This is a genomic window from Clostridium perfringens ATCC 13124, assembly GCF_000013285.1.
GTDB lineage: Bacteria > Bacillota > Clostridia > Clostridiales > Clostridiaceae > Sarcina > Sarcina perfringens.
In genome coordinates, this window is the sequence record NC_008261.1 from 2,700,541 (window position 1) to 2,721,031 (window position 20,491).

Sequence of the window (20,491 nt, forward strand, 5' to 3'; positions counted from 1 at the left end):
AATTTAATATTAATAGTAATTTTTTGAATAAACATAATTTAAATCTCATACTTTTAATTATAACCTAATTATTTATGGAGGATAATATGAAAAAATTATATATAGCCACAATAAATATACTTCTTTGTACATTTATTTTGCTTATACAACTCTCTCTAGTTTATAAAAATAGGCTTGATCCCTTTGAAAGAGAAGGTGTTTTAAAGAATATAGAATACTTAACCTCTGATGAATTAGAAGGAAGACTTTGCGGAAATGAAGGTAATTACTTAGCTCAAGAATTCATTGAAAATTCTTTTATTAAATCAAACATAAAAAAACTTAATTCTAGTTATCTTCAAGATTTCAATGTAAAAGCCCCTATTTTAGTTGAAGGAGAGCCTTATTTAAAAGTTTACGATAAAAATAATAAGTTAGTATCTTCATATAAATATGGAGTAGATTTTAAAGAAGCCTTTATAAACTTTAGGGTAAATCATATAACTTTTGATAATACAAATGAATTTAAAGTTCTTCCTACAATAATGAAAGGAACTTCTTCATCTAATAACAGTGTTGTATTTCTCTCATCTCCAGTAGATTCTTTTAATTTTAGAAGCTCTTTTATTGAGGATACACCTTGTGACTTATATGTGGTAGTAGCTCCAAATCTTATAAAAGAACTAGAGACATATTTAAATAAAGGTTACAAAATAGACTGTTTTATCCCTTATGAGGTTAAAGAGAAAGTTGTTAACAATGTTACTGGAATTATAAAAGGTAAAAATCCATTTTTACCCCCTTTAGTCTTAACAGCTCATTTTGATCATATGGGAAAAGGACTTTCTGGTGAAATTTATAGAGGTGCTTTAGATAATGCTTCTGGTGCTTCATTTTTATTAGAATTAAGTTCTTTCCTAGCTTCTCTTCCTCAACCATCAAGGGATATAATAATAGTCTCTCTAAATGCTGAAGAATTCGGATTACTAGGTTCTAAAAATTTTGCTAAAGAAAATAAAGACTTATTAAAAAACGCTACAGTTATTAACTTTGATATGATTGGAAGTGATAAAGATATCCCACTCACATTTATGGCAGGAGAAGATACTTGTTTCCACAGTGATTTACTAGATAGGCTTTGTGAAATTTGTAATGAAAAGAACATAACTAATATTATAGAAAATAAAGATTCCTCTGACCACGCAAGCTTTATTAAAGAAGGTTTTGATGCAATAACAATAAATGATGGTGATGTAACAAGAATTCACACTCCAGAAGATAAAATTGAATATATAAGTCCTACAGCCATAGATAGAAGCTTCTCTGTGGTATGGAGCGAAATATTTGACTCAGCTTACTCATCCTCTGGATTATTCTTATTAGACTCAAAAGTTCTTATATTGCTAATATTATCAGCTTTAATTTGTTTAATATTAAAGTTAAAAAGTTAAATTATATAATTAAAAAAGATAAAATTTAAAAGTGCTTATACAAAAATAACTTATAAATAGTATTAAAAGAATATTTAAATTAAAATTAGAATTTAAGCCCCTATATAGAAAAGTTAATCTAAAAAACTAAATACTAGGCTAGCTGCTTAATAGTTTTTAAGATGTTTTCAAAGTAATTACTTAAAATTCTTAGTTTAATTCATTAATTCTCATAATCTATTTATAAGTTTTTTATATAGTCACCTTTTTATGAATTTAAATAGGCAATTATAAAATTATCTATATCTCCATCCATTACTCCGTTAACATTAGATGTCTCAACATTAGTTCTATGATCCTTAACCATTGAATATGGATGGAAAACATAACTTCTTATCTGACTTCCCCATCCCATATCTTTTAATTCACCTGTTAAATCCTCTATTTTTTCCTTATGAGCTCTCTCTTTAAGTTCTATAAGTTTAGACTTTAACATTCCCATAGCAGTATCTCTATTAGAAAACTGACTTCTCTCATTTTGGCATTGAACTACTATTCCAGTTGGAATATGAGTAATTCTTACTGCTGACTCAGTTTTATTTACATGCTGACCACCAGCTCCACCGGCTCTATAAGTGTCTATTCTTAAGTCTACAGGATTTATTTCTATATCTTGATCTGATGTTAACTCTGGTAAAACTTCTACTGAAGCAAAGGAAGTTTGCCTTTTACCATTAGCATTAAAAGGTGATATTCTAACTAATCTGTGAATACCCTTTTCAGCCTTTAAATATCCATAAGCAAATTCACCTTTAACTTTTAACGTAACACTTTTTACTCCTGCTTCATCTCCAGGTAAATAATCAATAGTTTCTAAGGAATATCCCTTCTTTTCACACCATCTTGTGTACATTCTAAGAAGCATTTCTGTCCAATCATTAGCATCGCTTCCACCAACACCTGTATGAAGTGTTAATATGGCATCATTTCTATCATATTCCCCAGAAAGAATTGTCTCTATTTTTAATGTATCTATCTCTTTACTTAAAGCCTTAACTTCGCTTATTATCTCCTTAGCTGTTTCCTCGTCATTTTCTTCCATAAGCTCTTTTAATACTTCTACATCATCTATTCTTTCATTTAAATTTTTAAACTTATCAATTTTATCTTTTACTCTTTTTGCTTCTTGGGTTACTTCTTGGGCCTTTTGGACATCATCCCAAAATCCCGCCTCTTGCATCTTAAGCTCTAATTCTGCACTTTTCTTCTCTAAAGATGCTAAGTCAAAGTGAAGCCCCCATTTCCTTTAAATTATTTTTTAGTTCATGTAACTTTGATAATTGATTTTCAAGTTCCATAATCATAAAAACTTCACCCCTAGCTTTAATTATTTTGATATTATAAAGTATATCATTTTATAGCTATTTAAAACAATAAAATCATATTTAGTAAAAATCTAAATATAATCTTAAAGTTCATAAAAATATTTTTTTAAAAATTGAATATCAGTAGAAGTTCAAGTCATTCCAATATTATATGTACAATTCATAGCATTTTATTTATTAATAAAATTATATAAAAAAGCCTCTGCAAATAATGCAAAGGCTTTTTTTATATTAAACTACTTCTCTTCCACAACATGATTTATATTTTTTTCCACTTCCACATGGACATAAATCATTTCTACCTACTTTAGGCTCTTTTTTAACTGGTTTTTTCTTTACTTCTTGAGAGTCTCCACCATGACTTGCTCCTGTTTCCTTAGCAACTCTCTCTCTTTGTGGTTTTTCAGCTTCAACTTTTACATGGAATAAGTATCTTACTGTGTCTATTTTGATGTTATTTATCATTTCATCAAACATAGCACTACCTTCCATTTGGTAAGCTTGAGTTGGATCTTGTTGTTTGTAAGCTCTTAATCCAATACCTTGTTTTAAGTGATCCATATCATCTATGTGATCCATCCACTTAGTGTCAACAACTCTTAAGATTATAACTCTTTCAATTTCTCTCATTTGCTCTGAGCCAACGAACTCTTCTTTTTCCTTGTAGATTTCCCTAGCACATTCAATGAATTTTCTAGTAATTTCTTCATTTGAAGAAGTTTTTAATTCTTCTACAGTGAATTTACCATGTGGTAACATTATATCTTCTAAGTATTTTATTAAATCTCCAAGTTCTTTTTCAAAATCATCTTCATCAATATTTCCTAAGTGAGCTTGAACAGCACTAGTTACAACATCTTCAATCATAGCTTGAACGCTGTCTTCTAAGTTTTCACCCTCTAAAACTTGTGATCTTTGCTTATAGATAACTTCTCTTTGTTTATTCATAACATCATCGTATCCTAATAATGTTTTTCTTATATCAAAGTTGTTACCTTCTACTTTCTTTTGAGCATTTTCTATTGATTTAGTAACCATTTTACTTTCAATAGCCTCAGTTTCTTCTAATCCTAATCTATCAACAACAGATTGAAGTTTTTCTGAGCCAAATATTCTCATTAAATCATCCTCTAAAGAGATATAGAATCTTGAATGACCTTTATCTCCTTGACGACCAGAACGTCCTCTAAGCTGGTTATCTATTCTTCTTGATTCGTGTCTTTCAGTACCTATGATTTTTAAACCACCAACTTCTAAAACACCTTCTCCAAGTTTAATATCAGTACCTCTACCAGCCATGTTAGTTGCAATTGTTATGTTACCTAACTCACCTGCATGAGATACAATTTCAGCTTCTTGCTCATGGTATCTAGCATTTAAAACCTTATGCGGAACACCTTTTTTCTTTAATAAAGATGAAAGATATTCTGATTTTTCTATACTAGTTGTACCAACTAAGACTGGTTGACCTGTCTTATGAGTTTCTATTATTTCTTCCACTATGGCATCATATTTTCCTTTAGCAGTTTTAAATACTAAATCTGAATGGTCTTCCCTTTGAACTGGTCTATGAGTTGGAATAACAACAACGTCTAGTCCATATATTTCTCTAAACTCAGTTTCCTCAGTAAGTGCAGTACCTGTCATACCTGCTAATTTAGTGTACATTCTGAAATAGTTTTGGAATGTTATAGTTGCTAAAGTCTTAGATTCTCTTTGAACTTTAACACCTTCCTTAGCTTCAATAGCTTGGTGAAGACCATCTGAGTATCTTCTACCTTCCATAAGTCTTCCTGTAAATTCATCGACTATAGCTATTTCATCATCTTTAACCATGTAATCTTTATCTCTCTTCATTACATAGTTAGCTTTTAAGGCTTGAGTAATATGATGTTGTAATTCCATGTTATTAGCATCTGCGTAGTTTTCTATTCCAAAAGCCTTTTCTGCCTCTGCAACCCCTTTATCAGTAAGCATTGCAGCATGTGCTTTTTCATCTATTGTATAATCTTCTTCTTCTCTTAATTTCTTAACGAAGAAATCAGCTATCTTATAAAGATCTGTTGATTTACTTCCTGCACCTGAAATTATAAGAGGAGTTCTTGCTTCATCTATAAGAATTGAGTCAACCTCATCCACTATACAGTAGTGTAATGGTCTTTGAACTCTTTCTTCTTTGTAAATAACCATGTTATCTCTTAAATAATCGAATCCAAACTCATTATTTGTTCCATAAGTTATATCTGCATTATATGCTTCTCTTCTTTGATCATTAGTTAATCCATGAACTATAACCCCAGTAGTTAATCCTAAGAATTCATATAATTGACCCATCCACTCTTTATCTCTTGTTGCAAGATAATCATTAACTGTAATTACATGAACACCTTTACCAGCTATAGCATTTAAATAAACAGGTAAAGTAGCAACTAATGTTTTACCTTCACCAGTTTTCATTTCTGCTATTCTTCCTTGGTGTAACACTGTACCCCCAATTAATTGCTCTCTATAGTGTTTCATTCCTAAAACTCTTGTTGACGCTTCTCTACAAACAGCAAAAGCTTCTGGAAGCATATCATCTAAGCTTTCTCCTTTAGCATATCTATCCTTAAATTCAAATGTTTTTTGCTTTAATTCTTCATCAGATAGTTTTTCCATTTCAGGCCCAAGCGAATCTATTTTGTCTACAATAGGTGTTATTCTTTTAACTTCTCTATCGCTATAACTTCCAAATATTTTATCAAATAATCCCATTATAATATCCCTCAATTCTACTTTCTTATATGCTTAATATTCTAATAATTATCTCATTATAACACATATATACATTATTCTAAATTTTCCAAAAAAATTATTTAAAATAATTCTCATTAGATTATACCATTTATAGTAACCTATTTTCAATAAATGTAATAATTTAGATAAAACTTTTACATAAAAATAAAAAGATGTAGGTAAAAACCTACATCTTTTTTTATATTTATTCTATTATTCTTCGCCTAATCCTGGTTCAATTAAACCATAATTACCATCTTTTCTTTTATAAACTACATTTAGTTGATTTGTCTCTGGATCTTGGAATACAAAGAAGTCATGTCCTATAAGCTCCATTTGTAAAACGGCTTCTTCAGCTCCCATTGGCTTAACATCAAATCTTTTAGTTTTTACTATTTTTGCTTCTTTTTCTTCTTTCATATCCTCTATTGGATCTATATGAGCAAATCTTAATGAATCATATCTATTTTTCTTTGATAATCTAGTTTTTTGTTTTCTTATTTGTCTTTCGATTTTTTCTTCAACTAAGTCTATTGACTTATACATATCGTCTGTAGATTCTTCACCTCTTAATAATATTCCATTAAAAGGAATCATAACTTCTATGATTTGTTTATTTTTCTCTACGCTTAAAGTGGCCTTTGCTTCAACTCCTGGTTCAAAATACTTGCTTAACTTGGATATTTTCTTTTCTACACAATCCTTTAAAGCATTTGTTAACTCTATATTCTTAGCATGTACTGTTACTTTCATATCGTCAGCCCCTTTCAAAAAAACAAGTAACCTTAAACAATGTAAAGGTTTAAATATTATACTATAATTGTACTCTGTTAAAGGATTTTATACAAGTTTTAATTATTTTAATTAACTTAATTTTTTATAATATAGATCTTAATTGTCTAATTAAATCTTCTCTTTACTTAATTTATTTATAACAGATGTAACTTGACAAAAAATAAAAAAGGACCATGAAAATCATAGTCCCTTTTTATAGCTAGTTGACCTGGTCTTTGACCCCACACTCGCCTACTGGAGCTTTCGCTACCCGGAGTTAACCTCTCACTACTAACCCTCTCAGCCTTTATTGGCTGGTAGGTCTTACTTCTAAGCCGCACCATGCTCATTAAAACTTTGTTTAACTTACGTGGATCGTTTCGCCTGCGACTGGCATCGACTTTCAACCACAAACCTAGCTACATTACTATTATATATTACTTTTAGCAATAGTCAATAAAAAAATCTTAATATCTTTAATTTTTTTTAGTTCTCTTACACAGGCCTTTAATGTAGAACCAGTAGTCATTACATCATCTAAAAGTATAATACTTTTTCCTTCTAAATTCCTATATCTTTTAAGATAAAAAGCATTTTTCACATTTTTTTCTCTTTCTTCTTTAGATAATGACTTTTGTTCTTTTACTTTATTTTTCTTTTTTAAAGTTTCTATGGATTTAATCCCTAGTCGCTTTCCTAATTCTTTTGATAAATATTCACATTGGTTAAATTCCTTCTTTCTAAGGGAATCCTTAGCTACGGGAACATATGTTATAAAATCAACATCTAAATTTGATTCTTTTATTTTTTCTTCTAGTAACATAACTAATATTTCACCAGCATGAAAATCTCCTTTATATTTAAGTCTTAATATTAAATCCTTAACTATAAAAGAATAATAAGAACAGATTAACATTTCACATTCTTCAATAATCAGAGTTTCATTTAACTTTTGTATTTTACCTTTGCATTTATCACAAATTATTTTTTCTCCATCTTTATTGCATACATAACACTTTTCTTCTGTTGGATAAATAGCTTCTAAAAAACATTGAAATAAATAATCTACCTTATCTCTGACTCTCTCCATAAAGTTTTATTAAAGCCTCTTGCTAACCTCCTAGCAGTTTCTATGTTATCTCCCTCTTCATTACTTAATAATATTACTTCTCTTCCAGTGCATTTATCTTTGCATAAAGCTCCACAGGCAAATATTATTTTTTTGTAATCAACAATATCTTTTTCAAAAGAATAGATCACCATATCACATTCTGGAATAGAATCAAAATATTCATGTAATGAATCTGTTATAAAAATAATCCCTTCTTTTTTAAATCTACTTTCATTTACTATATTTAAAAAGGAATTCTTTTTATCTTCTTTTACTATTTTAACCTTATTTTCTAAATTTAAATCCTCAGTATAATATTCATAAATTTTATTTAAGTTAAATTTATTTGGAACATATACAACCAAGATTCTCTTTTCTCTTATAAACCATTCAATATAATCATATAAGGTATAAGGCATTGAAGTTTCTAAATTAACTCTAGTTGTTATTAGTCTCGGCTCTAAGAAATGTGTTTTTCTTTGATTATTTAATATTTCTATGTGCTTTATATTATTAAATACCTTATCTACTGAACATATTACTATTTTCTTAGATAGGCGTTTTAAGTACATTAAATCCTCGTTGCATTCAATACTACTCTTATTTGAATATAAGCTTACATCATCATATATTATTAAATCAAAATTCTTTTTTATATTAAAAATATTATTAAAATTTATAAAATCAAAATTCATAGAATTTAATTGCTCATTCTTACAAACTTTTCTACTCTTACCTACATACAAAACTTTTTCATTATTTATTAAACAATCACCAATTAAACTTTCAATAAAGTTCAACTTTTGATAGGGCTCACATATCAAATTTATAAACCTATCATTGCTTTTTACATACCATTTCTTTAATATATGACTATATCTATTCTCAACCCTTAAATTATTGCCATATAAGCTCACTTTTAAATCCCCCTAATTTAATCTTGTTCAAAAACCTCATTAGATATTACTTCTTTTATTCTCCAATTTAAAGAGGAATAACGTTCCATACTCCTTGTATTATCAACCATATATTTTAATGCTTTAGGTATTCCAACTACTACAACCATTTCTTTTGCCCTAGTTATTCCTGTATATAATAAATTTCTATTCATAAGTAATGGTGCACCCATATATGCAGGTATTATTACTACAGGGAATTCACTTCCTTGACTTTTATGTATTGTGATTGCATAAGCTAAATCTAATTCATCTAAATACATAAAATCATAAATAACTCTTCTTTCATCATCAAAGATTATAGATAGTTTTTTCCCTTCTAAATCTATACTTTCTATAAATCCCATATCTCCATTAAATACACCCAAGCCTTCATGCTCACCTTTTCCAGCTATTCTGGTCCATTTTAGAGAGTAGTTATTCTTTATCTGCATAACCTTATCTCCCTCTCTAAATACCATACTTCTAAATTCTTTTTCTTTTTTATATGGAGCCTTTGGGTTTAAGACATTTTGAATTCTTTCATTTAAATTTGTAACTCCTAATACACCCTTTTTCATAGGAACTAAAACCTGTATACTTTTTAACTTATCCCAATTTGAGTTAAACTTAGGCAACCTAGTATTTATTAAATCTATAATAGTATTTAATATTCCCTCTTGAATATCATTTCTTATGAAGAAGAAATCAGTACCTTTTTCATTTAACTTAGGCATCTCACCTTTATTTATTTTATGTGCATTTACTACAATCATACTCTCTTTTCCTTGTCTAAATATTTCCTTTAGACGTACAACCTTTGTAAATCCACTCTCTATAAAATCATTTAATACATTTCCAGCTCCTACTGATGGAAGCTGATCAACATCTCCTACTATTATAAGCCTAGTACCTACCTTAATAGATTTAAGTAAAGCATTCATTAAAGTTATATCAATCATTGATGCCTCATCTATTATAACCACATCAGCCTCTAAGGAATGTTCCTCTGCATTGGTTACAAAAACACTTTCTTCTTTTTCAAAGACTCCCATGTCAAGCATTCTATGTATTGTAGTAGCTTCTTTTCCTGTAGATTCACTCATTCTTTTAGCCGCTCTTCCAGTAGGTGCTCCCAAAAGAACCTTCAAACCACAAGTTTCAAAAATTTCAATTATACACTTTATTATAGTGGTCTTTCCTGTTCCTGGTCCCCCAGTTATTATCTCTATTCCATTTTGAAAAGCACTTATTATAGCATCTTTCTGGGATTCTGCAAAAGTTATATTATTTTTCTTTTCAAATTGAAGTATTAAGTGCTCAACATCTACACTTATATCTTGGAAATTGCTTATAGCTAAAGTTAAAATCCTATTAGTTATTCCAAGCTCACAATAATAATTAGGTATTGTGAAAACACCTTCTTTATCATTAACTTTCTCTAACTTTATTTTTCTATCTAAAGCTGCATTTTTAATATTTTCTTCTATTATATCTCCACTTACAGTTAATACATTACTTGCTTCCTTTATAAGTTCATCCTTTGGCATAAAAGTATGTCCATTAGCACAAAATTCATTTATTACGTATCTTATACCACTTTGAATTCTAAAAGGTGAGTCAATTTCTATTCCTAAACTTCTAGCAATCTTATCAGAAGTCTTAAATCCTATTCCTGAAATTTCATCACAAAGTATATATGGATTATTTTTAACTGTATCAACTGAACTAGCTCCATATTTTTTATAAATCTTCAAACATTGATTTACACTTAATCCATGGGTTTGCAAAAATATAGTTATATTTTTTAATTCTCTTTGTTCTCTATAAGACTCAATTATGGTCTCTAACTTCTTTTTACCTATTCCTTCTATTTCTTTTAATCTCTCAATATTATTATCTAAAATATTAAGAGTATCTTCTCCAAATTTATTTACAATTTTTTTTGCCGTAACAGGTCCTATTCCCTGTATTATCCCAGAAGATAAATATTTTTCTATTCCATCCTTTGAAGTAGGTAATATCTCTTCACATTCTTCTACCTTAAATTGTTTTCCAAACTGGGAATGGTTAACCCAACTTCCTGTAATTTTTAAATTTTGACCTTCTTTTACATGTGGTAAAACTCCCACTGCTGTATGAATAATATTATTTTCTCTAAATTTTATAACTGTATACCCTGTATCTGAGCTTTTAAATACTATACTCTCAACTATTCCATTTAATGCTTCCATATTACCTCCTAAAAGGTTTCTCTTGAATTGTTATTACTATTAATTATATCACAATTATTAAATTTAAATCATAGTGCTTATTTTGTTGACTTACACAAATTAAAATTTTAAGATTATTATGAGGAAGGTGATTCGTATGTTAATAAAAAACTGTAATATAGTATATTTAGATAAGATTGAAAAAGGAAATATACTTATAGAAAACGGAAAGATAAAGGCTATAAATCCTAAAGAAGAATGTGATTGTGAAGTAATTGACGGAGAAGGCTTATTCCTATCTCCAGGATTTATAGATGTTCATATACACGGTGCTGGTGGTCACGATACTATGGATGGTACTTACGAAGCTATAAATGAAATATCAAAGGTTATAGTTAAACATGGTACTACTTCATTTTTACCAACAACAATGACTGTAGCTGCTGAAGACGTATGCAAGTCAATGGAAGCTATTCATAAAGCAAAAACTGAAGGAACAGATGGAGCTAATGTTTTAGGTGCTCACTTAGAAGGTCCATTTATAAGCCCAAGTGCAATAGGTGCTCAAAATCCTGATTTCTTAATCCCTCCAACAAAAGAAAACTTCTATAAATTAGTTGGAGAACATGAAGATGATGTTGTTTCAATAACTCTTGCTCCTGAAGTAGAAGGCGCTAAAGAACTTACTAAATTCTTAAGTGAAAAAGGTATAGTTGTTTCAATGGGACATACTAAAGCTACTTATGAAGAAGCTATGGAAGGAATAAAGTGTGGATGCTCTCATGCCACTCATTTATTCAATGCAATGACTCCATTTACTCATAGAGAACCTGGAGTTGTAGGTGCTGTTTTTGATAGTGAAATAACTACTGAAACAATCTCAGATGGTATTCACATAGCATATCCAAGCTTAAGAGTTGCCTACAAACAAAAAGGAACAGATAAGGTTTTATTAATAACTGATGCTATGATGGCTTGCTGTATGCCTGATGGAATGTATTCATTAGGAGGACAAGATGTTAAAGTTAAAAATGGAGCTGCAAGATTATTAAGTGGTTCTTTAGCAGGATCAATTTTAACTTTAGATGTGGCAGTTAAAAATATATTTAAAAACACTAATTATCCACTTAATGAAGTTATAAAAATGGCTACTTATAACGGAGCTAAACACTGCAAAGTTGATGACAAAAAAGGATTAATTAAAGAAGGCTATGATGCTGACTTAATTATTTTTGATGATAATATAGATATAAAATATGTAATAGTTAATGGAAAATTAGTTCATAAAGCTTAATATAAAAAAGTACTTTGATTTTTCAAAGTGCTTTTTTATTTTATCTTAATTTTAAAATTACTAGTTCATCTTAAAATAATAAATTTATAGAAAAATAAAAAACTTAGGATATAAAATCCTAAGCTTTTCTATATATTAAAGATATTTCTTTATTTCTTCAACTTTGTTTAAGTTTTCCCATGGAAGATCTAAATCTGTTCTTCCAAAGTGTCCATAAGCAGCTGTTTGTCTATATATAGGTCTTCTTAAATCTAAATCTCTTATTATAGCTCCTGGTCTTAAATCGAAAACTTTGTTTATTATATTAACTATTTCTTCGTCTGATATTTTTCCAGTTCCGAAAGTATCTACTATAATTGATACTGGCTTAGCAACTCCTATAGCATAAGCAACTTGAACTTCTAATTTATCTGCGATTCCTGCAGCAACTAAGTTTTTAGCTACCCATCTAGCAGCGTATGCAGCTGATCTATCAACTTTAGTTGGGTCTTTTCCTGAGAAAGCACCACCGCCGTGTCTTCCATATCCACCGTAAGTATCAACTATGATCTTTCTTCCTGTTAATCCAGCATCTCCTTGAGGTCCACCAATAACGAATCTTCCTGTTGGATTTATATAATACTTAGTATTTTCATCTAATAACTCTGCTGGTATAACAGCTTTTATAACATGTTCCATTAAATCAGCTTGTATTTGCTCTTGAGATACTTCTGGACCATGTTGTGTTGAAATTACTATTGCATCTATTCTAACTGGTTTGTCATTTTCATATTCAACAGTAACTTGTGTTTTTCCGTCTGGTCTTAAGTAAGGTAAAGTTCCGTTCTTTCTTACTTCTGTTAATCTTCTTGATAATCTATGAGCCATAGCTATTGGTGCTGGCATAAATTCTTCAGTTTCATTAGTAGCAAAACCAAACATCATTCCTTGGTCTCCTGCTCCAACTGCATCTATGTCAATTTTTTCTCCAGCTCTTGATTCTAAAGCTTCATCAACACCCATAGCGATATCTGATGATTGCTCATCTATTGTAGTCATAACTGAACAAGTTTCACAGTCGAAACCGTATTTAGCTCTATCATATCCTATGTTCTTTATAGTTTCTCTAGCTATTTTAGGGATATCAACATAACAATTAGTTGTTATTTCTCCCATTACCATTACTAATCCTGTAGTAACAGCTGTTTCACAAGCAACTCTTGCGTTTGGATCTTTTGCAAATATAGCATCTAAAACTGCATCTGAAATTTGGTCGCATATTTTATCTGGATGCCCTTCAGTAACTGATTCTGATGTAAATAATCTTCTCATGGCTAAGGCTATCTTACTATCATAATAAGATAGCTAATTCACCCCTTTCATTTTTATTTATTCCAACCCTGTTTATTTAAACAAATAACTTAATTTATCTTCCCACGATTCAAAATAATATCTTTAAAGCTTAATTAACAAACTTTATTTTAATGCGCGCCTTTAAAATATTTTTGTTAATAAAAAAATCTCTTCTCAAACCTTTAAAGATTTAAGAAGAGATTTTAGTTATACACTAAATTTATCTTCTCTCATCTTGTAAAGAATTTCTTTACCGGAATTGGCACCGTAGTGATTTCTCACTGGTTGCCGGGTTTCATAGGGCCTTTTTCCCTCCACCTCTCTGGATAAGAGTATATAAATACTAATTATTCTATTTTATTAAGATATTATTTTAATAAAGAGACACTTAATTAATAGTGTCTCTTTCTGGTGGTGGAAGAAGGATTCGAACCTTCGAAGTCGTCCGACAACAGATTTACAGTCTGCCCCCTTTGGCCACTCGGGAATTCCACCACATATGGAGCTGATGATCGGACTTGAACCGATAACCTGCTGATTACAAGTCAGCTGCTCTGCCAATTGAGCCACACCAGCATATCAATATTTTGTTTTTTATAAATGGTGGTGGAAGAAGGATTCGAACCTTCGAAGTCGTCCGACAACAGATTTACAGTCTGCCCCCTTTGGCCACTCGGGAATTCCACCACTTGTGGAGCTGATGATCGGACTTGAACCGATAACCTGCTGATTACAAGTCAGCTGCTCTGCCAATTGAGCCACACCAGCGCATTTATTATGTTTTAATGGTGGTCGCAACAGGGATCGAACCTGTGACCCCCTGCTTGTAAGGCAGGTGCTCTCCCAGCTGAGCTATGCGACCTTATTGGTGGTGGAAGAAGGATTCGAACCTTCGAAGTCGTCCGACAACAGATTTACAGTCTGCCCCCTTTGGCCACTCGGGAATTCCACCACTTATGGAGCTGATGATCGGACTTGAACCGATAACCTGCTGATTACAAGTCAGCTGCTCTGCCAATTGAGCCACACCAGCACATTCATTATTTTTCTCTGTCGTTTTGGCTCATCGCCAATCGACAAGACTTAGTATATATTGTTATGCTTTTTATTTCAAACTCAATTTTAGGCTATTTTCAAACATTATGTTAATCTATTTTTAAATTTCTCACAATTTCTTTATTTTACTTCTTTTTTCATTTATATTTTCTCTTCAATTAACTCAATATTTATGTATGGACTTAATATATCTTTCATTTCTTTATATTCTTTCTCTTCTAATTTATCCTTAAGTATTTTAAATATATCAATAGCAGCATCTAACTCATCATTTCTCTTAATATGCTCTAATAAAACTCCGTAATCAGTTAAAGATAAATTCTTAGCAATAGACATTAATTTAAACTTATCTGCTTTATTTATCTTTTTAGGAATTGAATATTTATCTACTTTAAATACTTCTTTGCTTTCTTTTGATGATTTCTCCTCAGCTACCTTTTCTTTATACTTTTCATTTTTTTTGATATTTGTAGCATTTTCTTTAGACTTACCTTCTATTTCTTTTTCTTCTTTTAATTGAGATTTATCTAACTCATTACTTTGCTTATTGTTATTCTCACTTATATTTTCTTTCTCTCTATCTTCTTTTAACTCTTCTTTATTGTTTTCTATAGCCTTTTGTCCATTTTCCTCTTCATTAATATTTAAAATTTCATTCTTTTGACTTTTTACACTCTCTGCTTTTAATTTAGCTTCTTCATAATTTAAGTTAACAAAATACGTCATTGCTCCCATTATTAATGTAGTAAAAAATAGTACTAAAAAACTTAAAAGCCCTTTATTCATAAGTATATTCACCTCCATTTTAATAATTACCACCTAAAATCTTTTTTATACTTCCATTTAATATTTCTAACACTTCCTTCATATAATTAATGAGGAGGTGAAGCCTTGAATAAAATAAAAACTTACTACAAAAATTATTTGGCATATTACGAGATTTCAAATTTTTTAAAAAATCATATAGATGAAAAAACCATTATAGTATGTATAGGAACTGATAAATGTATAGGTGATTGCTTAGGTCCATTAGTTGGTACCCTACTAAGAGAAAAATTCTTTCCTTTAAAAGTATTTGGTACACTTGATTCTCCTATACATGCTCTTAATCTTGACAAAAAAATAACTGAAATATTAAAAACTTATCCTGGTTATAAAATACTAGCCATAGATGCTTGCCTAGGAGATTCTAACTCTATTGGTGAAATTCATGCTAGATATGAACCTATTCATCCTGGAAAAGGCGTTGGTAAATCCTTAAGAAGTGTTGGAGATATGTCTATAATAGCTATAGTTGATTCCTCCGAAAATATAGACCTATTTACAAGTAGACCAATTAGGTTAAGCTTTATATTAGACATGTCTAAAGTTATTGTAGATTCTTTAATCCACTCCTATTATTTAAAAAACAAAAAAAATTAACTATATATCTCTTAATATTAAGAGATATATAGTTAATTTTACTCATCAATTAATTTCACTTCTAAATCATCCATGCCTAAATTTAATTTTTCAAATGTTTTCAATACTTTACCTGTTCCTTCAGCTACGCATTTTACAGCATCATCAGCAACTCTAACCTTAACGCCTGTCCTTTGTTCAATAAACTTATCTAAGCCATTTAATAAAGCGCCTCCACCAGTCATAAGAATTCCTTCTTCTATTATATCAGCTGCTAACTCAGGTGGTGTTTTTTCAAGAACAGAATGTACAGCTTCACCAATTATGCTAACATCATCTTTTAAAGCAATTCTAAGTTCTTCACTATCTACTGTTATTATTCCTGGTAAACCTGTAACTAGATTTCTTCCCTTTACTTCCATACTTTCTTTTCTATTGCCTTCAACAGCTGTGGCAACATTTATTTTTAATTCCTCTGCTGTTCTCTCACCAATCATAAGTTTATATTTACTTCTAACAAATTTAATTATAGCTTCATCAAATCTATCTCCAGCTACTTTTACAGACTCCCTTATAACAATTCCGCCTAAGGATATTATAGCTATATCTGCAGTTCCTCCACCTATATCTACAACCATATGCCCACTAGCCTTTGATATATCTAGTCCTGCTCCTATTGCAGCAGCTAAGGGTTCTTCTATAAGATATACGTTTTTAGCTCCTGAATTCTTTGCAGCATCTATAACTGCTCTTTTCTCAATCCCAGTCGCTTGGCAAGGTATACATATCATTACTTTAGGGGCGGATATTCTTCTATTTCCAACACCCTTCTTGATAAAATACTTTAACATAGCTTCTGTCATCTCGTAATCTGATATAACACCATTTCTCATAGGTCTTAATGCTACTATATTACCTGGTGTTCTTCCTATCATCTGTCTTGCAGCTTCTCCTACTGCTAGAACTTTGTTCTTATTTTTGTCTATGGCTACTACTGAGGGCTCTTTTAAGACTATACCTTTATCTTTCATATAGACAAGAACAGTTGCTGTTCCAAGGTCTATACCCATATCTGTACCTTTTCTCCAAAACCACATGTTTACAACTCCCTAATATATAATAATAATTATTAATTTCTATAAAAATATACATAAATACTAACTTTTATTATATAAGGAATATTTTCATCATTCAACAACTTTATATTTTAACTTAGTTGCCTTTCCACCTCTAATATGTCTTTCAGCTTTATTTAAATCTAATATACTTTTTGCTTCTTCAGCTATATCAGGATTTATCTTAGGCAATCTTTCAGTCATATCTTTATGTATAGTACTCTTGCTTACACCAAAAACTTTAGCTGTTTTTCTTATAGTAGCCCTTGAATAAATAATGTACTGAGCCACTTCTAAAACTCTCTCCTCAATATAATCTTTCAAGAACCTTACCTCCTTAAAAATATTCTTAAATTTTTAATCAGCTGCTTTTTTTATAAGCAGCTGATTATGTATTAAATTATTCTTTTACAGGAATATCTTTTAAGTATTTTTGTGGATCTACTGGCTCCTTAGAATTTTCCATATGGAACATTAAATAATTTTCAGAAACTCTATCACTTGGACTATTTTGAATAGTTTTTCCAATCTTACCTATAGAATCTCCTTTTTTAACATTATCCCCTTCTTTAACTTTAATCTCTGGATCTAAGTTTCCATAAAAACCAACAATACCGTTTTGATGCTCTATTTTAACAAAGCAACCTTCTTTTGAGTTTCCTTTTCCAGCCTCTACAACTTTACCATCACCAATTGCTAAAACTTCAGTTCCCTCAGCAGCTTCTATATCTATTCCTTTATAAACAGATGCACTTTGACCTGATTCATTTAATCTAGGTTCTAAGTTATATAATCTTGTTATAACTCCACCCTTAATTGGTGATGTAAAGCTTTGACTTTGGCTTGAAGTTGCAACTGACTTATCAGCATTATTTGCTTCAGGTTTTACTTCTTCACCATTAGCTTCATTAGATGCAATCTCTTCTGAATCATTTGCTATATCTGTTTTTCCTTCAACTAGTTCAGCATCATCAAAAGTATTACCAGTTGTAGTGCTATTATCCTCTGTATTTTCTATAGTGTTTTCTGCTATATTTTCTTCTACTGTGTTATTTGTGCTTTTATTTGCTACCACTACTCCAACTGTTGCTACTAAACATAGGCAAACAAATAAAACTACATAAAATCCATCCTTTTTAATAAATCTCTTAAATTGGTCTTTTTTATTCATTTTCAACACCTCCGTTTCTAATTCTGTCCATTTATCCTAAATTAATACACCTATATAAATCTTTTTTATAAAAAAAGAACAAGCAAAATTTATTTGCTTGTTCTTCTTATTACTCTATTAAAATTTTATTACTTTCTTCAATTTTACTTCCTTTAAAATAATGTTCTAATATTTCATCATATTTACTGCCTTCCTTTGCCATTACATTAGCTCCCCATTGACTCATGCCAACACCATGTCCATATCCTAAACATTTTATTTTTATGTTGTCATCTAAAACTTCCAATGTAAAATTGGCAGAATTTAGTCCAAATATTTTTCTAAATTCCTTCCCCTTAATGGTAGCTTCCCCTATTTTTATGTCATTTACAGTTCCTCCTGTGTTCCTATTTAATATTTTAACTTCTTCAGTTATATTATTTCCTAAATCACTATTAGGAATAGATTTTTTAATTTTACTCTTAAAATCACTTATAGAAATACTGATTTCACTCTCATATTTAGGTGATATTTCTTCCCCTGGACTTTCAACTGACTTTAAGTAAGGTACATCTTCTGAAAATACAGCAACTGCATCCTCTGTATTTCCTGAACTTGTAGAAAAATATTGAGGATATTTTACTAACTGATCATTATATGATAGAACTTTCCCCTCTGTTTCTTTAACAACTTTTTTTAATTTTTTTAAATATTCATCCCCATCTTTACCCCAAGCTTTTTTCTTTTCATTAATATTTAAATATGCTTGACAATGAGTAGTATCACATATATTTCCTTCCTTTATATTGTTACATCCAGTAATTAATTTATTTATAACAAATGTCCTTGCTAAAATAGACTGAGCTTTCAATGCCTCTTCATGAAAAGTAGCTGGCATTTCACTTGAAACTACAGATAAGACATATTCCTCTAATGGTACTTTTTCCACTTTATTTTCTTTAGATATGTAAACTTCAACTTCCTTTAAGTTAACTACATCAACTAACTTTTTATTTTTAACTTTCTCTACTTTATTATTACTTTCAGCCATACTTGAACTAGATAAAAAACCAAAAAGTATTGGTATAAAAACTATACTCACTATAATTGTTACAATAAAAATTACTGATTCTAAAATTTTTCTATTTATCATAAATCCTCCTAAAACTTATTAATACAGTTTATGTATATGCTAAGTTTTCTAAAACTCGAACTTATAATAAAATTATTTAAAGTAAAAAAAGTCAACAGCACTGCTGTTGACTTATATTCTACTTATGTCAGCACCTAAGGCCCTGAACTTATTTTCTATTTCAACATAACCTCTATCTATATGATATATATCAGTAACTATTGTCTCTCCCTTTGTTACAAGTCCAGCTAAAATCAAAGCAGCTCCTGCCCTTAAATCAGTTGCCTTAACTTCACATCCAGTGAGGTTATCTACTCCTTCAATTAAAGCCGTTCTTCCTTCTACTTGTATGTTTGCACCCATACGTCTTAATTCATCTACATTCATAAATCTATTCTCAAAAACACTTTCAGTTATGATACTGCTTCCTTTTGCTATGCTCAATAAACTCATCATTTGTGATTGCATATCAGTAGGATATCCTGGATAAGGCATTGTTTTTATATTAATTGGCTTTATTTCTTCATTACCCTTTACTATTATACTATTTTCATCATTATGGATATCAAAAAACTCTGTTCCAGCTTCTTTTAACTTAGATATTATAGCTGAACAATGATCTTTATTTACTCCATTTATTTTTATTTCTGATCCTGTTATTGCTGCTGCAACCATAAATGTTCCAGCTTCTATTCTATCATATATAGGAGTGTACTCAGTTGAAGTTAATGAATCAACACCTTCTATTATTATTTTACCTGGTTTTTCAATATAAATTTTAGCTCCCATAGAATTTAAAAAATTAATTAAATCAGTTATTTCTGGCTCCTGAGCTGCATTTTCAATTACCGTAGTCCCTTTAGCCATAGTTGCTGCCATCATTATATTCTCTGTTGCTCCAACTGATGGAAAGTCTAAATATATTTTACTTCCTGTTAATTTTTTTGCCTTTATACATACAAATCCATTGCCACAATTACTATCTTCAGCACCTAATGCTCTAAGCCCTTTCAAATGTAATTCTATAGGCCTAGAACCTATATTACATCCACCTGGCCTAGCTAATTTAAACTCCCCATATTTAGCTATCATTGGCCCCATTATTAAAAATGAAGCTCTCATTTTTTTAACTAAATCCTCACTTGGAATTAAAGGATCTTTATTTAATGGTGGTACAATTAATTTATTTTCTTTCTTATCTATTTTCAAATCATATCCTAATTGCTCCATAACATTACAAATTGTAAAAACATCTTGTAACATTGGTAATTCATTTATTAGTACACCATCAGTAGCTAATATACTTCCTGCGATTATTGGTAAAACTGAATTCTTAGCTGTATTTATATTTACTTCTCCTTTTAATTTCTTTCCACCTTTTACTACTATTTTATCCATATTATCCTCCA

General features: G+C 30.0%; 16 protein-coding genes, 7 tRNA genes and 1 riboswitch. Of the genes, 3 read left to right on the top strand and 20 right to left on the bottom strand.

Annotated features, from left to right (window positions below; all coding sequences use genetic code 11):
* The first annotated feature begins 86 nt into the window (after window positions 1–86).
* Window positions 87–1,430, top strand: coding sequence for a M28 family metallopeptidase (locus tag CPF_RS11830; RefSeq protein ID WP_011591064.1), 1,344 nt, complete (start codon window positions 87–89; stop codon window positions 1,428–1,430).
* A 247-nt stretch (window positions 1,431–1,677) separates the two neighbouring features.
* Here CPF_RS11830 and prfB read toward each other — a convergent pair.
* The 6 genes from prfB to CPF_RS11860 all read right to left on the bottom strand — a co-directional run bounded on the left by prfB (window position 1,678) and on the right by CPF_RS11860 (window position 10,623).
* Window positions 1,678–2,773 (bottom strand): peptide chain release factor 2 gene (gene prfB / locus CPF_RS11835; RefSeq protein WP_096516759.1). Its coding sequence is split into 2 segments (ribosomal slippage): window positions 1,678–2,694 and window positions 2,696–2,773, totalling 1,095 coding nucleotides; the frame shifts between segments, so codons are not numbered across the junction.
* Between the two features lie 252 nt (window positions 2,774–3,025).
* Window positions 3,026–5,548, bottom strand: a complete 2,523-nt coding sequence (secA, locus tag CPF_RS11840) for a preprotein translocase subunit SecA (protein WP_003457334.1) — start codon at window positions 5,546–5,548, stop codon at window positions 3,026–3,028.
* Window positions 5,549–5,782: 234 nt separating this feature from the next.
* The gene (hpf, locus tag CPF_RS11845; protein ID WP_003452413.1) at window positions 5,783–6,322 is read right to left on the bottom strand and encodes a ribosome hibernation-promoting factor, HPF/YfiA family; all 540 of its coding nucleotides are present in this window, start codon (window positions 6,320–6,322) and stop codon (window positions 5,783–5,785) included.
* Window positions 6,323–6,773: 451 nt separating this feature from the next.
* Entirely contained in the window at window positions 6,774–7,433 is a 660-nt protein-coding gene (locus tag CPF_RS11850) for a ComF family protein (RefSeq protein WP_003457335.1), read from the bottom strand.
* Window positions 7,409–8,371 carry a hypothetical protein gene (locus CPF_RS11855; RefSeq protein WP_003457387.1) on the bottom strand — a complete coding sequence of 321 codons (963 nt, stop codon included), beginning with the start codon at window positions 8,369–8,371 and terminating at the stop codon, window positions 7,409–7,411. Before CPF_RS11855 ends, CPF_RS11850 begins: the two co-directional genes overlap by 25 nt.
* A 17-nt stretch (window positions 8,372–8,388) precedes the next feature.
* The gene (locus CPF_RS11860; RefSeq protein WP_003457380.1) at window positions 8,389–10,623 is read right to left on the bottom strand and encodes an SF1B family DNA helicase RecD2; all 2,235 of its coding nucleotides are present in this window, start codon (window positions 10,621–10,623) and stop codon (window positions 8,389–8,391) included.
* 136 nt (window positions 10,624–10,759) lie between these two features.
* Here CPF_RS11860 and nagA point away from each other — a divergent pair, with 136 nt between their 5' ends.
* Entirely contained in the window at window positions 10,760–11,896 is a 1,137-nt protein-coding gene (gene nagA / locus CPF_RS11865; RefSeq protein WP_003457417.1) for an N-acetylglucosamine-6-phosphate deacetylase, read from the top strand.
* A 135-nt stretch (window positions 11,897–12,031) separates the two neighbouring features.
* On the opposite strand, the gene metK is transcribed toward nagA, so the two are convergent.
* The 9 genes from metK to CPF_RS11910 all read right to left on the bottom strand — a co-directional run bounded on the left by metK (window position 12,032) and on the right by CPF_RS11910 (window position 15,088).
* Window positions 12,032–13,207 carry a methionine adenosyltransferase gene (gene metK, locus CPF_RS11870; RefSeq protein WP_003452418.1) on the bottom strand — a complete coding sequence of 392 codons (1,176 nt, stop codon included), beginning with the start codon at window positions 13,205–13,207 and terminating at the stop codon, window positions 12,032–12,034.
* Window positions 13,208–13,455: 248 nt separating this feature from the next.
* Window positions 13,456–13,561: riboswitch (SAM riboswitch) on the bottom strand.
* Between the two features lie 76 nt (window positions 13,562–13,637).
* Window positions 13,638–13,723, bottom strand: a tRNA-Tyr gene (locus tag CPF_RS11875).
* Between the two features lie 5 nt (window positions 13,724–13,728).
* Window positions 13,729–13,804, bottom strand: a tRNA-Thr gene (locus CPF_RS11880).
* A gap of 25 nt (window positions 13,805–13,829) precedes the next feature.
* A tRNA-Tyr gene (locus CPF_RS11885) sits at window positions 13,830–13,915 on the bottom strand.
* 5 nt (window positions 13,916–13,920) lie between these two features.
* Window positions 13,921–13,996 (bottom strand) — tRNA-Thr (locus CPF_RS11890).
* A gap of 18 nt (window positions 13,997–14,014) precedes the next feature.
* A tRNA-Val gene (locus tag CPF_RS11895) sits at window positions 14,015–14,090 on the bottom strand.
* Window positions 14,091–14,094: 4 nt separating this feature from the next.
* Window positions 14,095–14,180, bottom strand: a tRNA-Tyr gene (locus CPF_RS11900).
* 5 nt (window positions 14,181–14,185) lie between these two features.
* A tRNA-Thr gene (locus CPF_RS11905) sits at window positions 14,186–14,261 on the bottom strand.
* A 164-nt stretch (window positions 14,262–14,425) separates the two neighbouring features.
* Window positions 14,426–15,088, bottom strand: a complete 663-nt coding sequence (locus CPF_RS11910; RefSeq protein ID WP_003457339.1) for a hypothetical protein — start codon at window positions 15,086–15,088, stop codon at window positions 14,426–14,428.
* 87 nt (window positions 15,089–15,175) lie between these two features.
* Here CPF_RS11910 and yyaC point away from each other — a divergent pair, with 87 nt between their 5' ends.
* A complete protein-coding gene (gene yyaC, locus CPF_RS11915; RefSeq protein ID WP_003457351.1) occupies window positions 15,176–15,706 on the top strand; it encodes a spore protease YyaC in 531 nt (176 codons plus the stop codon).
* A gap of 38 nt (window positions 15,707–15,744) precedes the next feature.
* Here yyaC and CPF_RS11920 read toward each other — a convergent pair whose 3' ends face one another.
* From CPF_RS11920 to murA, 5 genes are all read right to left on the bottom strand, one after another.
* Window positions 15,745–16,782 (bottom strand): rod shape-determining protein, encoded by a 1,038-nt coding sequence (locus tag CPF_RS11920; protein ID WP_003452335.1) that lies wholly within the window; start codon window positions 16,780–16,782, stop codon window positions 15,745–15,747.
* Window positions 16,783–16,872: 90 nt separating this feature from the next.
* Entirely contained in the window at window positions 16,873–17,124 is a 252-nt protein-coding gene (spoIIID, locus tag CPF_RS11925) for a sporulation transcriptional regulator SpoIIID (protein ID WP_003452341.1), read from the bottom strand.
* Between the two features lie 76 nt (window positions 17,125–17,200).
* A complete protein-coding gene (locus tag CPF_RS11930; RefSeq protein WP_003457419.1) occupies window positions 17,201–17,971 on the bottom strand; it encodes a M23 family metallopeptidase in 771 nt (256 codons plus the stop codon).
* 109 nt (window positions 17,972–18,080) lie between these two features.
* Window positions 18,081–19,103: a stage II sporulation protein D gene (gene spoIID / locus CPF_RS11935; protein WP_003457347.1), complete on the bottom strand. Its 1,023-nt coding sequence runs from the start codon at window positions 19,101–19,103 to the stop codon at window positions 18,081–18,083.
* Between the two features lie 111 nt (window positions 19,104–19,214).
* Window positions 19,215–20,480: a UDP-N-acetylglucosamine 1-carboxyvinyltransferase gene (gene murA / locus CPF_RS11940; RefSeq protein ID WP_003457368.1), complete on the bottom strand. Its 1,266-nt coding sequence runs from the start codon at window positions 20,478–20,480 to the stop codon at window positions 19,215–19,217.
* Window positions 20,481–20,491 lie beyond the last annotated feature (11 nt).